The sequence below is a fragment of the Roseateles sp. So40a genome (genome assembly GCF_048081605.1).
Taxonomy (GTDB): domain Bacteria; phylum Pseudomonadota; class Gammaproteobacteria; order Burkholderiales; family Burkholderiaceae_C; genus Roseateles.
In genome coordinates this window covers 541,348-553,924 of record NZ_CP182288.1, presented here as the reverse complement: position 1 = coordinate 553,924, position 12,577 = coordinate 541,348, and the positions used below count along the sequence as shown (strand labels likewise).

Annotated in this window: 10 protein-coding genes; 6 read left to right on the top strand and 4 right to left on the bottom strand. The window is 69.5% G+C overall.

The window, feature by feature from the left end:
* Positions 1 to 7: 7 nt before the first annotated feature.
* Both ACNI65_RS02535 and ACNI65_RS02530 read right to left on the bottom strand, forming a co-directional pair.
* Positions 8 to 820 carry an endo alpha-1,4 polygalactosaminidase gene (locus tag ACNI65_RS02535; RefSeq protein WP_416760985.1) on the bottom strand — a complete coding sequence of 271 codons (813 nt, stop codon included), beginning with the start codon at positions 818 to 820 and terminating at the stop codon, positions 8 to 10.
* 128 nt (positions 821 to 948) lie between these two features.
* The gene (locus ACNI65_RS02530) at positions 949 to 3,858 is read right to left on the bottom strand and encodes a TonB-dependent receptor (RefSeq protein WP_416760984.1); all 2,910 of its coding nucleotides are present in this window, start codon (positions 3,856 to 3,858) and stop codon (positions 949 to 951) included.
* Between the two features lie 324 nt (positions 3,859 to 4,182).
* Between ACNI65_RS02530 and ACNI65_RS02525 the strand changes: the two genes are divergently transcribed.
* From ACNI65_RS02525 to ACNI65_RS02505, 5 genes are all read left to right on the top strand, one after another.
* A complete protein-coding gene (locus ACNI65_RS02525) occupies positions 4,183 to 5,061 on the top strand; it encodes an EamA family transporter (protein ID WP_416760983.1) in 879 nt (292 codons plus the stop codon).
* A 5-nt stretch (positions 5,062 to 5,066) separates the two neighbouring features.
* Positions 5,067 to 6,383 (top strand): D-tagatose-bisphosphate aldolase, class II, non-catalytic subunit, encoded by a 1,317-nt coding sequence (locus tag ACNI65_RS02520; RefSeq protein WP_416763554.1) that lies wholly within the window; start codon positions 5,067 to 5,069, stop codon positions 6,381 to 6,383.
* A gap of 49 nt (positions 6,384 to 6,432) precedes the next feature.
* Complete coding sequence (locus ACNI65_RS02515) at positions 6,433 to 7,596, top strand: SIS domain-containing protein (RefSeq protein WP_416760981.1); 1,164 nt, start codon at positions 6,433 to 6,435, stop codon at positions 7,594 to 7,596.
* Positions 7,597 to 7,613: 17 nt separating this feature from the next.
* Positions 7,614 to 8,573 carry an N-acetylglucosamine kinase gene (locus ACNI65_RS02510; protein ID WP_416760980.1) on the top strand — a complete coding sequence of 320 codons (960 nt, stop codon included), beginning with the start codon at positions 7,614 to 7,616 and terminating at the stop codon, positions 8,571 to 8,573.
* Positions 8,574 to 8,667: 94 nt separating this feature from the next.
* Positions 8,668 to 9,474 carry a DeoR/GlpR family DNA-binding transcription regulator gene (locus ACNI65_RS02505; RefSeq protein WP_416760979.1) on the top strand — a complete coding sequence of 269 codons (807 nt, stop codon included), beginning with the start codon at positions 8,668 to 8,670 and terminating at the stop codon, positions 9,472 to 9,474.
* 61 nt (positions 9,475 to 9,535) lie between these two features.
* On the opposite strand, the gene ACNI65_RS02500 is transcribed toward ACNI65_RS02505, so the two are convergent.
* A complete protein-coding gene (locus ACNI65_RS02500) occupies positions 9,536 to 10,378 on the bottom strand; it encodes a ChaN family lipoprotein (protein ID WP_416760977.1) in 843 nt (280 codons plus the stop codon).
* Between the two features lie 273 nt (positions 10,379 to 10,651).
* On the opposite strand from ACNI65_RS02500, the gene ACNI65_RS02495 reads away from it, so the two are divergent.
* Positions 10,652 to 11,098, top strand: coding sequence for a pilin (locus tag ACNI65_RS02495; RefSeq protein ID WP_416760975.1), 447 nt, complete (start codon positions 10,652 to 10,654; stop codon positions 11,096 to 11,098).
* A gap of 25 nt (positions 11,099 to 11,123) precedes the next feature.
* Here ACNI65_RS02495 and ACNI65_RS02490 read toward each other — a convergent pair whose 3' ends face one another.
* Positions 11,124 to 12,563, bottom strand: a complete 1,440-nt coding sequence (locus ACNI65_RS02490) for an FAD-binding oxidoreductase (protein ID WP_416760974.1) — start codon at positions 12,561 to 12,563, stop codon at positions 11,124 to 11,126.
* Positions 12,564 to 12,577: the final 14 nt, after the last annotated feature.

The following is a 12,577-nucleotide window of genomic DNA, read 5'->3' as shown; positions in this document are numbered from 1 at the left end:
CAGGAGGTCAGTCGCAGCTGTAGCGATAGGCGTCGTTGAGGTCCAGCGGCAGCACCAGCGTGCGGATCTTCGCGGCCTTCATCTTCGTGCAGAGCTTGTCGCGCGCGCCGTTCGTGTTCTTCTTGTACTTGGACGCGTACTCGGCGTTGAACACGGGCTTGTTCTTGCTCGTGAACACCGAGTAGCCGCCGCACTCGTCGTACTGGTTGCACTGCTCGTTGACGGCCATGTCGAAGAAGGGCTCGAGCTGCGCGAGCTGGTCGACGTCGTTCTTCAGCGCGATCGCCAGGCCGCGGCCGTGCGCGGCAGTGGCGAGGTACTTGTTGTAGTCGAGCTGCGTCGCGGCGGTCAGCGGGAAACCGGTCGCGTTGGTGTAGCCATCGACGTTGTCGGGCTCCACGCCGTCGCAGCCCTTGGACACCGCCAGGTCGAGCCGGCTGAGCATCACCGCGCGCACGTTGGCCGAGCGCGTGTCCAGCCATTTCTCGCCGGCCCAGCCGTCGAGCGCCTTGCCCATGTCGGCCGCGTTGAAGCTGCCGAAGTCAGGGCGCCAGTTCTCGGAGCTGCCCGCCGAGAAGTAGCACACCACCTTGCGGCCCTGCGCCTTGAGCGAGGCGATGGTCTGCGCGGAAGTGTCGAAGAGATCGATGTCGTAGACGGCGGCGTTGTAGCCGGTGTTGAGCGTGCCGGTGAGCTGCCATTGCCAGGTCGTGTTCACGCCGGGCTTCCACCAGGACTGCGCCTGGGCGCCGGTGGCGGCGCCCAACGCAGCGACGGTGACGAGGGCCGCGGCCATCGAGCGGATCAGGGATCGGGTCATGAGTTCTCCTTGCATCTTCTGATGTCGGGCCGCACGGCGGCCCGGGTGTGGTGGAACCCCCAACGTCCTTCGCGGACGACACCGCCCCGCACCGTCTGCGCGGCGCCTCGGGCGATGTCCAGAAGGCATCAGAACTTGATGCTCGCGCCGATCGTGAACGCGCGTCCCCAGCGGTTGTAGCCCTGGGGCAGCACGATGCTGCCGTTGCCCAGCGTGTACTCCTGCTTGGCATCGGTGAGGTTGCGGCCCTCGATGGAGATCCGCAGCCAGGCATTGACCTCGTAGGCGGCCTGCGCGGTCAGCCAGGTGATGGCCTTGGCGCGCTCGTTGAAGCCCGGGCCGATCACGTTGATCGCTGAGACGAATTCATCGGTGTGGTCCGCCGTGGCGCTCAGGCTCCACGGGCCCTTCTCGTAGAGCAGGCCCAGCGACGAGGTCGCCGGCGCGATGCCCTCCAGCGGCCGCTCCTCGCCGCCGACCCAGCTGCGGGACTTGTTGCGCGTGTACTGCGCGCGCACGCCGAAGCCGTTGTCCCACAGGTGCTGGAAACCGATCTCCATGCCGCGCACCTTGGCCTTGTCGCCGTTGATGGGCTTCATCACATTGAACAGATGGCCCGGCACGCCGATGTCCACGCCGGTCTGCCAGCTCGTGGTGATCTGGTTCCTGATGTCCTTCTGGAAGACCGCGAAGGTCAGCGCGGAGTTGCGCGCGTAGTACCACTCCAGCGACGCGTCGTATTGCTTGGCGCTGTAGGGCTTCAGGTCCGCGTTGCCGCCGTAGACCTGCGTGAAGTCGCCCCACGCGACGCTGGCCGTCGTGCTGGTCGGCGCGAGCTGCTCCACCGACGGCCGCGCCATCGTCTTGGCCGCGCCCAGGCGCAGCTGCAGCTTGTCGGTGAAGTGCCAGACGAAGTTGGCCGAGGGCAGCCCGTAGGTGTAGCTCGCGTCCTGGCCGATCTCGGTCGGGTCGGCATACACCGCGGTGTAGTTGAACGGGCCGTTCTCGGTGATGCTGGAGATCTTCGCGTCCCAGGCCCTGGCCGAGGTCTTGGTCTTGACCAGGCGCACGCCGATGTCGGCATTCCACTGGTCGCCGGAGAGGTCGGCCTCGACGAAGAACGAGGTCGTCTTCTCACGCACGCGGTAGCTCTGCAGCGGGTTCCACACCGGCGCGGCCTGGCTGAAGTCGTACACGCCGCCGTCGGGACGCGGCTTGCCGTTGTAGGCCTGCAGCGCCGCGAGGTAGTTGGGCACGTCGAAGCCCAGGAAGCTGCGCGGGAAGCTGCCGCTGACGCCGTTCATGAAGTTGGGCGGGGCCAGGTGCTGGTCCAGCACGTTGCCGCCCAGCGTGCCGACGTTGATCGCGTTGCTGCCGGAGTAGTAGTTCTCGCCGCCGTTGATGGCGTTGTCCACCAGGTCGCGGTTCTTGTCGCGCCGCGTGGACTGGACGCCGAACTGGATCTGGTCGACGTTGAAGCGATCCACCGACCACGCGCCGTTGAGCGTCAGGCCGCGGATCTTGTCGTCGATGTTGTCGCCGCTCAGGCCCAGGTAATGGGTGTTGAAGTCGTTCGCGCCGAAGGCCCCGCTGGCCAGGCCCGAGACCAGGTCGCGCCCGTCGGAGAAGGTCGTCTTGATGTCGGGCACCTGCGAGCCGGTCAGGTTCACCGTCGTCACGTTGGGCTGGTTCATGCGCAGCACCGTGTAGGTGTCCTGCCCGCCCGAGTGCCGCCGCGAGGTCGACTGGTAGACGTCGCCGTTGAAGCGCAGCGTCTCGGTGGCCTTCCACTCCAGGTTGGCGCCGTAGACCGCGCTGTCCACCACGCGGTGCGTGGTCAGGTTGAGCAGCTCCGGATTGAGCATCAGGTCCGGATTGGTGCTGTCCATCGTGAAGCCGGTGACGACCCCGTTCTTCGTCTGGATGTTGGACCAGCGGCCCGGCGAGAACAGCGTGTAGAAGGACTGCTGGTAACCGACCTGCGGCGAATCGAGCCGCGTCTTGATGCCGTCCACCGTCAGCTTGATCGCGTCGCTGGGCCGCCACTCGACCTTGCCCGACAGCGCCATGCGCTTCTTCTGCTCCTGGATGGTGCCGACGCGGAACTGGCCCGGGCCGATCAGGCCTTCCTCGTCGGGATCGAGCACGCCATTGCCGTTGGGATCGATGTTGCCGCCCCAGGCGTTGCCGGTCCAGTTGGCGGCGGGATCGGAGATCGGGTTGCGCGTCCAGCCGCCGTCGTTGCCGGCGGTGTCGGTGCGGACCTTGCGGTCGGCATAGACGGCGCCGAAGAGCACGCCCAGCTCCTTGCCGAAGGTGTTGCTGTAGGTGGCCGAGACCTTGCCGCCATTGAGCTTGGACATCGTGTTGCGGTCGCCCTCGACACGCAGGATGGCGTGCTGGCCGGGCTGGTCGAAGGGACTGGCCGAGCGCAGGTTCACCAGGCCGCCGATCGCGCCTTCCATCACCGAGGCCTGCGCGGACTTCACCACGTCGGCGCCGCTGATGATGTCCGACGGCAGCACGTCGAACGCGAAGTCACGGCCTTCGCCGTCGGTGGCCAGGATGCGGTTGTTGAAGGTCGTGAGCGTGTATTCCGGACCGAGCCCGCGCACACTGACCTTCTGGCCCTCGCCACCGGCGGTGCGCGAGATCGACACGCCGGTGATGTGGCTGAGCGAATCGGCGACGTTGTCGTCAGGGAAGCGGCCGAGCTCCGTCGCGCTGATGCTGTCCTGCACGCCCGAGGCGCTGCGCTTGAGGTTCAGCGAGCGCTGCAGGCTGGCGCGCGTGCCGCTCACCTCGACGCGATCCAGCGTCTGATCGGCTTCCTTGGACTTCTCGTTCTTCTGGTTCTTCGGGTCCGCATCGGTCTTGTCTTGAGGCTGGGCGGCCGAGGCGGCCGGGGCGACCGACGCGGGGGCTTGGACCTGCGCCTGGGCCACGCCCACGGCGGCCAGCGCGGCGATCGCGGCGGCGGCGGCGATGGGCCGCGGCGCGAAGCCGGCGATCAGGAGGGAGGACAGGGGAGCTCGCATCTCAGGGTTCCTTGTGTTGGCTTGTCCGCTACCAGTCCTGGACCTCTGACCGGCTTGCGGCAAGTCTACGTAACCTTTCGAATGATTTCGCATATCGTTTTTACCGACGATTTGACTTTCGCTTATCGCACTGACGAAAGCATTCGATTCGAAAGAAGGCATCCGTACCTGCCTCGCAGGCTCGATAACTTCGGGTATTCCCTTGAAATCACGACTTTCAGCCCTTGTCACGGAATCTTCCGTTGTGTTTCCGGTTTCGCTGCTCTATTCTTTCGTTCGAAAGTTCAAACCCGATTCAGCCCTTCCCCGGAACGAAAGCGCCGCATGCAACGACCCTGGTTGACCTATGCCCTGATCACCACCCTGTTCTGGGGCGCCTGGGGTGCGCTGACCGGGCTGTCCTCCGAGCGCGGCTTCCCGGACACGCTGGTCTACGCCGTGTGGGCACTGACGATGGTCCCGCCCGCGCTCATCGTGCTGGCTCGCGCCGGCTGGAAACTGCAACGCGACCGCCGCGCCGTGGTGCAGGGTCTCACGGTGGGCTTGCTCGGGGCTGGCGGCCAGATGCTGCTGTTCCGCGCGGTGGAAAGCGGCCCGGCCTATCTGATCTTCCCGATCGTGTCGCTGTCGCCGGCCGTGACGATCGCGCTGTCCTTCGGCCTGCTGCGCGAGCGCACCGGCAAGCTGGGCGTGGCGGGCATCGTGCTGGCGCTGTGCGCGCTGCCGCTGTTCGACTTCCAGCCCGGCCAGCAGGGCCAGGCGCTGGGCCTGTGGTTCGGGCTGGCGCTCGTCGTGATGGCGGCCTGGGGCCTGCAGGCGTATTTCCTGAAGACCGCCAACAACGCCGCCAGCGCCGAGAGCATCTTCTTCTACATGACCCTCAGCGCGCTGCTGTGCATCCCCGCCGCGCTGTGGATGACGGACTTCTCGCGCCCCATCCCCTGGGGCTGGGACGGCCCCGGGCTGGCCGCGGCCATCCAGGTGCTCAACGCGATCGGCGCGCTGACACTGGTCTATGCCTTCCGCCACGGCCAGGCGCTGGTCGTGTCCCCGCTGGTCAACGCCGGCGCGCCGCTGCTGACGGCGCTCGCCTCGATGGCGATGAGCGGCAGCGCGCCCGGCGGCACCAAGCTCGCCGGCGTCGCGCTGGCGCTGCTCGCCGCGCTGCTGCTGGCCCTTCAACCCGAAAAGGAAACCCCTTGAAGCTCATGCTCGATCTCGTGCGGCGCCACAAGCAGTCGGCGCCCGGATCCGCGGACCTCGCCTCGGCGGTCCCGGTCGCGCCGGCCGTCGGCATCCCGTCCATGTGTTCCGCCCACCCCGTCGTCATCGCCGCGACCTTGCGCGAATGCGCCGCGCACGGCCGCCCCGCGCTGATCGAGGCGACCTCCAACCAGGTCAACCAGGACGGCGGCTACACGGGCATGACGCCCATCGATTTCCGGCGCTTCGTCGAGTCGCTCGCCCGCATCGAGGGTCTCGCGCCCGAGCTGCTGGTGCTGGGCGGCGATCACCTCGGGCCCAACGCCTGGCGCAAGTCGCCCGCGGCGCAGGCAATGGCCAAGGCCGAGGTGATGGTCGCGCAGTACGTCGCGGCCGGCTTCCGCAAGATCCATCTGGATTGCTCGATGTCCTGCGCCGACGATCCGGTGCCGCTGCCCGAGGCGGAGATCGCCGCGCGCGCCGTGCGCCTGTGCCTGGCCGCCGAGCAGGCCTGGCGCGACGCGCCCGATCGCGGCGAGCCGCCGGTCTACGTCATCGGCACCGAGGTGCCGGTGCCGGGCGGCGCGCACGAGGACCTGGACGAGCTGGCGGTGACCTCGCCCGAGGCCGCCGGCGCGACGCTGGCGCTGCATCGCGACGCGTTCGCGCGGGCCGGCCTGGACGAGGCCTGGACGCGCGTGATCGCGATGGTCGTGCAGCCCGGGGTCGAGTTCGACCATCACAAGGTCATCGACTACCGGCCCGAGAAGGCGCGCGCGCTGAGCGCGTTCATCGCGTCGCAGCCGGGTCTGGTCTTCGAGGCGCATTCGACCGATTACCAGACGCCCGATCGGCTGGCGCAACTGGCCCGCGACCACTTCGCGATCCTCAAGGTCGGCCCCGGCGCGACCTTCGCGCTGCGCGAGACGCTGTGGGCGCTGGCGGCCGTGGAGCACGAGTGGCTGGGCCGCGACGCGGCCGACGGCGAGGGCCTCATCGCCACGGTGCTGGGCGTGATGCGCGCCGAGCCCGAGCACTGGCGCCCCTATTACCAGGATCCCGCGCGGCTGCAGGTGGACCTGGCCTACAGCCTGAGCGATCGCATCCGCTACTACTGGGCCCATCCCCGCGTCCAGGGCGCCTGCGCCGCGCTGATGGACCGGCTGGAGCACTCGCCGCCGCCGCTGACGCTGCTGAGCCAGTTCCTGCCGCGCCAGTACGACGCGATCCGCGACGGCCGCCTGCGCAACCGCCCCGCGGAGCTGCTGCGCGATGGCGCCGCGCAATCGCTGCGGCCTTACCTCGCGGCCTGCGCCGCATGAACGCCCTCGGCGCCCGGCCCTCCCCTCACCGCCCCAACGACCTGCCACGATGACCCTGCTCCACCTCGCTCCCGCCGATCTCGACCGCCGCGGCGCGACCCACACCGCGCGAGAGATCGCCCATCAACCCCGGGTCTGGTCCACCGTGCAGGCGCTGGTGCAGCGCCAGCGCGCGCCGCTGGACGCCTTCCTGCGCCCGCTGCTGGCGCTGCCCGACCTGCGCATCGTGCTGACCGGCGCGGGCAGCTCCGCGTTCATCGGGCAATGCCTGGCCCCGGCGCTGCTGCAGCAGCTGGGCGCGCGGCCCGGTCTGCGCGTCGAGGCGATCGCCACCACCGACATCGTCTCCAACCCGGCGCAATGCCTGCAGCCGGGCGTGCCCACGCTGCTGGTGTCCTTCGCGCGCTCCGGCAACAGTCCGGAGAGCCTGGCCGCGGTGGAGCTCGCCGACGCGACGGTCGCCGACTGCCACCACCTGGCCGTGACCTGCGCGGCCGAGGGCACGCTGGCGCGCCGGCTCGGCGACCGTGACCGGGCCCGCGTGCTGCTGCTGCCCGACGAGACCCATGACCGCGCGTTCGCGATGACGTCCAGCTTCACCGGCATGCTGCTGGCCGCGGCCTGGGCCTTCGAGATGGCGCTGCCGCCGGTGGAGGCGCTGGGCGCCGCGGCGCAGGCGCTGCTGGACGCGGAGGCCGACCGGCTGAGCGCGCTCAGCGACGAGGGCTTCGACCGGCTGGTCGTGCTGGGCAGCAACGGGCTGCAGGGACTGGCGCGCGAGGCGGCGCTGAAGATGCTGGAGCTGACCGACGGGCAATGGGTCGCGCTGGCGGATTCGCCGCTCGGGTTCCGCCACGGCCCGAAGACGGTGCTCAACGACCGCACGCTGGTGCTGATGCTGCTGTCCAACGACAGCTACACGCGACGCTACGACCTGGACCTGCTGCGCGAGCTGCGCCGCCAGGGGCGCGGACGCGTGATCGCGCTGAGCACCTCGGCGCTGAACGCCGACCAGGCGCTGGCCGCCGATGATGTGCTGCTGAATCTGCCCGCCAACGCGCCCGACCTGGGCCTGGCGCCGGTGGCGCTGGTCTTCGCGCAATGCCTGTCGCTGCTGGCCTCGCTGAAGCTGGGCATCACGCCGGACAATCCCAGCGCCTCCGGCACCGTGACGCGCGTCGTCAGCGGCGTCACCATCCACCCGCTTCCCTGAGCCTGGCGCGAGCGCACATGAGCGACGACTCCCACGACTCCCACGACGCCCTCTTCCTCGGCATCGACGGCGGCGGCACGAAGACCTCCTTCCTGCTGCTCGCCGGTGACGGCCGGCTACTGGCGCGGCATGCGTCCACGACGAGCTACTACCTGGAGATCGGCTTCGAGGCCCTGCGCGTGCTGCTGCGCGACGGCGTCGCCGAGACGCTGCGCCAGGCCGGCATCGGGTCGGATCGCGTGCGCAGTGCCTTCGCCGGGCTGCCCGCGCACGGCGAGGACAGCGCGCTGCTGGCGGACTTCGACGGGCTGCTCGAGGGCGTGCTGCCGCGCTCGCGCGTGGGCAACGACATGGTCTGCAGCTGGGCCGGATCGCTCGGCGGCGAGGACGGCATCAGCCTGGTCGCGGGCACGGGCTCGATCGCGTATGGCGAGTGGCAGGGGCGCGCCGCGCGCTGCGGCGGCTGGGGCGAGGTCTTCGGCGACGAGGGCTCGGCCTACTGGCTCGCGCGTGAGGGCCTGGCGCTGTTCTCGCGGATGGCCGACGGGCGCGCCGCAGCGGGGCCGTTGCTGGAGCGGGTGCGGGCGCATTTCGGGTTGGCGCAGGATCTGGATCTCTGCGCCGCGATCAATGGCGACACGGCCCGCAGCCGGTTGGCGCAGTTCGCGCGGCTGGTCTCGGCAGCGGCGGGCGATGGCGATGTCCAGGCGGGGGCGCTGCTGGCGCGCGCCGGGGAGGAGCTCGCGGCGATCGCGGGCGGCGTGGCAAGGCAATTACGGCTGCCCGCGGACGCGGCGGTGGCGGTGTCGTACACGGGCGGCGTCTTCGAGGCAGGCGCGGCGGTCACCGATGCGCTGCGCGCGGCGCTTGTCCGCGAGGTGCCCGGCGCCACCCTGATCGCTCCTCGCTTCGGGCCCGAGCTCGGTGCTGCCATGTACGCAGCTCGCCTGGCCGGCGTGCGACTGCGGCCTGCCTAGGCCACTGGCCCTCACCCCTGCCCTCTCCCGCAAGCGGGAGAGGGGGAGCGCGGCCACATCGATATCATTCGAAAGTTCATCGCTTCCGATTCCCATGACCACCACAACACCCACCGCCGACAAGCAAGACGCCTCGCTGTTGATCGACGAGCGTCGGCGCCTGATCCGCGAGCAGGTGCAGGCGCAGGGCAAGGTGACGGTCGAGGAACTCGCCGAGCGCTTCGGCATCTCGGTGGTGACGATCCGCAGCGACCTCAACGCGCTGGCCGCCACCGGCGCCCTGCTGCGCACGCATGGCGGCGCGCTGGCCCATCGCGACACCGAGGAAGTGCCCATCAGCGTCAAGCAGAAGCTGCATCACGAGCAGAAGGTGCGCATCGCCGTGGAGGCCGCCAAGCTGATCCGCGACGGCGAGACCATCATGCTGGACTCGGGCTCGACGACCGAGGAGATCGCCAAGCAGATCCGCGGACTGCGGCTGCAGTCGCTCAACGTGATCACCAATGCGCTGAACATCGCGATGCTGCTGGCCACGGTGCCGGGCGTGAACGTGATCATGCCGGGCGGGCTGCTGCGGCCCAATTCGTACTCGCTGTCGGGCCCGCAGGCGGTGACCGCGCTGCAGAGCCTGTACGCGGACAAGCTGTTCCTCGGCGTGGACAGCCTGGATCCCGAGATCGGCGTGATGACGCCGCATCTGCTGGAAGCGCAGCTGAACGCGCAGATGATGAAGATCGCGCGCCAGGTGATCGCGGTGGCGGACGCGTCCAAGCTGATGAAGCGCAACCTGTCGGTGATCGCGCCGATCGAGCAGATCGACCTGCTCATCACCGACAAGGACGCCGACGAGGCGATCGTCGGCGAGCTGCGCCGGCGCGGCGTCGAGGTCGTGCTGGCCTGATCGCCGGCCCTGCTTCCCGGCCCGACTTCCCGACCCGACTTCCCGACTCGGCTTCCCCGCCCTACTTCTTGAACTGCGCGCAGGGATCCTCGCGCGACGGCGCCGTGGCGCGCTCGACGCGGTCATAACCGCCCGCGGGCGTCGCGCTGCCGGGCTCCAGATAGGCGACGGCGTCGATGTCCGACGCCGGCACGCCGGCCGCCTGCAGGTAGACCGGCACCGCGACATCGCGCCGCACATGGCCGTTGCCCGCGATCAGCACGACGCGTTTCGCGCCCGCCTCGCGGGCGGCCAGCATCGCCTGCGCCATCGCGGCGTCACGCGCTCGCTGGGCCTGCACCATGCCGGGCAGCATCGCCTCGGGCATCGCGCCGCAATGACCGTCCTGGATGTCCTGGCGCAGCGTGCCCTGCTGCGTGTCGCTCCACGGCGTGCGCGCGCGCAGCGCGAGCAGGTCCGCGGGCCAGGCGGCGTCGCCCTCGCGGACGATCTTCCGGATCTGATCGCGATCGAGGTTGCCGCCGCGGACGTCCGCGCCGGATTGCAGCGCGGCATCGAAGAGCGGTTGATGCAGCGGCCAGCGCCAGCTCTTGCGATCGAACTTCGCGGCATCGATGACCGCGTTCACGTCGCCGGGCGTTGTCTTGCGCGCCTGCGCGACGGCGCCGTCCTCACCGCGCGAGAACTGCTCGAAGACCACGGCGGTTCTCGGCTCCTGCGCGATGAGCCGGCGCAGCTGCTCGGCGCGCGCGCGGTGGTGATCGGGGTTGTCGTGCAGCTCGCCGAGCAGCACGAACGTGGGCTCGGACCGTGCGGATGAGGTCGTGGGCGGCGTCGAGGACGCACAGGCGACCAGCAGCAGGGGCAGCAGCGCGAGCGCGCCGGCATGGAAGGCAATGTTCATGGTCAATCCTGGACAGACAGGGGAACGGGAACAGGCCTGCCGAGCGATGGCTGGGTCGGGCGGGGTCGGAGTCAGCGGGGGATTGTCTAGCAGAGGGGCGACGAATCCGGGCGGGGGAACTGACAAAAGTCGTCACTTGGTGGGAGTGCGGAACGCCCGGAAGCCCGATAACCTGTGACATTCCTCACGATTCGTGACCGCCCGCGGGTTGGCACGGCCCCTGCGTGAGAAGGCGCAGTCTCTCTCTTTCCACCGCTGCTCAGGACATCCTCAATGAAGCGCGTTCAACAAGGTTTCACGCTGATCGAACTGATGATCGTCGTGGCGATCATCGGCATCCTCGCCGCCGTGGCCCTGCCGGCCTACTCGGACTACATCAAGAAGTCCAAGGTCACCGAGGTCATGGGCATCGCCAGCCTGCCCAAGGCGGCGATCCAGGAATGGCTGTCGGTCAAGGGTTCGTTCCCGGCGGATGAGGCCACGCTGGGCCTGACGTCGAATCCGACCAAGTACGTGTCGAGCGTGACCTACACCGGCGGCGCGACGGCCGTGCTGACCGCCACGGCCCAGAACATCGGTACCGGCGTGAACGGCAACACCGTGGTCCTGACCGGCACGCGGGTGAACAACAGCAGCGGCACGGCCACCGACCAGGTGACCTGGGCCTGCACCGGCTCGATCGAAGCCAAGTACCTGCCTGCCAGCTGCAAGGGCACCTGATCGCGGCGAAAGTCCGCGCCGGAGCTCAGAGGTACTGGCGCCAGAGCTCGTTCGAGAATTTCCAGCCCGGGTCGACCTCGTCCTTCAGGCGCCGCAGCGCCGCCGCTTCGGGATACGCGCGCTGGAACTGCTCCCGCGTCGCATGGGGCTGGTACGGCAGGTAGTAGCGACCCTCGTGTCGCAGCACCGCATCGATCAGCGCCCGCGTCCACACGCCGACCTGCGCGCTCGCGCGCGCCCAGGTCCGTTGCTTGTAGTAGAGGACGAAGGAGAACACGTCCTCCTTCGCCCACGCCATCAGCGCATCCGGATCGGCCGGTGAATGCCGGATGGACACATTGAGCGCATTGACCTCGTGCTGACGGAGCACCCGCGCCATCTCGCGCGCGAAGCCGAGGAAATGACGCTCCGGCACGAAGTACTCCTGCAGCGCGTACGTGGAGATGGCCCGCGTGCGCGGCTCCAGTTCGGCGACATCCAGGCTGGCTTCATGGTTGAGCCAGACCACCGCCGGCCGCGCGTTCATCAGCGGCTGCAGCACCGAGGCGCGCGACAGCGCACCGCCCGGCATCTCGGTGACGGCCCAGATCACGTTCTGCTCCAGCGCGTAGCGCTTGCCGCGTGGCACCAGCGGTTCCCGCTCGGTCAACGGTGTGGCCGGATCCGCCCGGCGCCACGTGGTCGACACCGGCGCGTCGAAGGCCGGCGGCAGCAGGTCCGCGTTGTGGAGCACGCTGCGCGGATCTCCCAGCACGCGCTGGCGGAAATGGGCGGCGTAGTCCGTCAACGCGACGGGCTCGACGATCCGCTCGATCTTCACGTTCTCGGCCAGATCGAGCTCGACTTCCGTGATCACGCCCAGCGCGCCGTAGCCGCCCAGCACCGCGCGGAAGAGCTCGGGCCGCTGGCTGCGGCTCGCCTCGACGACCTGCCCGTCGTGCAGCACCAGTTGCACCGCCCGCACCGTGCGGCCGACCGGGCCATGCCCGACATACCGGCCATGCGCGTTGACCGACACCGAGCCGCCGACGCTGAAGTTGGCGAAGCTCTGCATCGTCTTGACGGCCAGGCCCTCCCGGTCCAACCGGTCCTGCAGATCGCGCCAGCGCAGGCCGGCCTGCACGCGGACGACGCGCTCCTTCGGCTTGAGCCAGAGCACCGACGCCATCTGCCGCATGTCCAGGTGCAGCCCGCCGGCCACCGCGATCTGGCCGCCCATGCTGAAGCGCGCGCCGCCGATGCCGACCTTGCCGGGCCAGGCCCGCACGAGCGCCGACACCTCGGCCGTGGTCCTCGGGGTCTCGACGCGGGCAACCTCGACCGCGTACAGCCCGGTGACGTTGTCGATGCGCAGCTGCCTGGGATTCGCGGCAAGCGCCTCGGCCGGCGAGGACAGCAGCCCCGCCTGCGCCATCGCGATCGTGAGCAGCCGCCGGCGCGACAGCGCCGCCACGCTTGCGGTCATGCGCTGCGCATCCG

Bases quoted from the DNA above. Each gene is read 5' to 3' on its own strand.
- ACNI65_RS02535 (WP_416760985.1), bottom strand. From the start codon at position 820: ATGACCCGATCCCTGATCCGCTCGATGGCCGCGGCCCTCGTCACCGTC.
- ACNI65_RS02530 (WP_416760984.1), bottom strand. From the start codon at position 3,858: ATGCGAGCTCCCCTGTCCTCCCTCCTGATCGCCGGCTTCGCGCCGCGG.
- ACNI65_RS02525 (WP_416760983.1), top strand. From the start codon at position 4,183: ATGCAACGACCCTGGTTGACCTATGCCCTGATCACCACCCTGTTCTGG.
- ACNI65_RS02520 (WP_416763554.1), top strand. From the start codon at position 5,067: ATGCTCGATCTCGTGCGGCGCCACAAGCAGTCGGCGCCCGGATCCGCG.
- ACNI65_RS02515 (WP_416760981.1), top strand. From the start codon at position 6,433: ATGACCCTGCTCCACCTCGCTCCCGCCGATCTCGACCGCCGCGGCGCG.
- ACNI65_RS02510 (WP_416760980.1), top strand. From the start codon at position 7,614: ATGAGCGACGACTCCCACGACTCCCACGACGCCCTCTTCCTCGGCATC.
- ACNI65_RS02505 (WP_416760979.1), top strand. From the start codon at position 8,668: ATGACCACCACAACACCCACCGCCGACAAGCAAGACGCCTCGCTGTTG.
- ACNI65_RS02500 (WP_416760977.1), bottom strand. From the start codon at position 10,378: ATGAACATTGCCTTCCATGCCGGCGCGCTCGCGCTGCTGCCCCTGCTG.
- ACNI65_RS02495 (WP_416760975.1), top strand. From the start codon at position 10,652: ATGAAGCGCGTTCAACAAGGTTTCACGCTGATCGAACTGATGATCGTC.
- ACNI65_RS02490 (WP_416760974.1), bottom strand. From the start codon at position 12,563: ATGACCGCAAGCGTGGCGGCGCTGTCGCGCCGGCGGCTGCTCACGATC.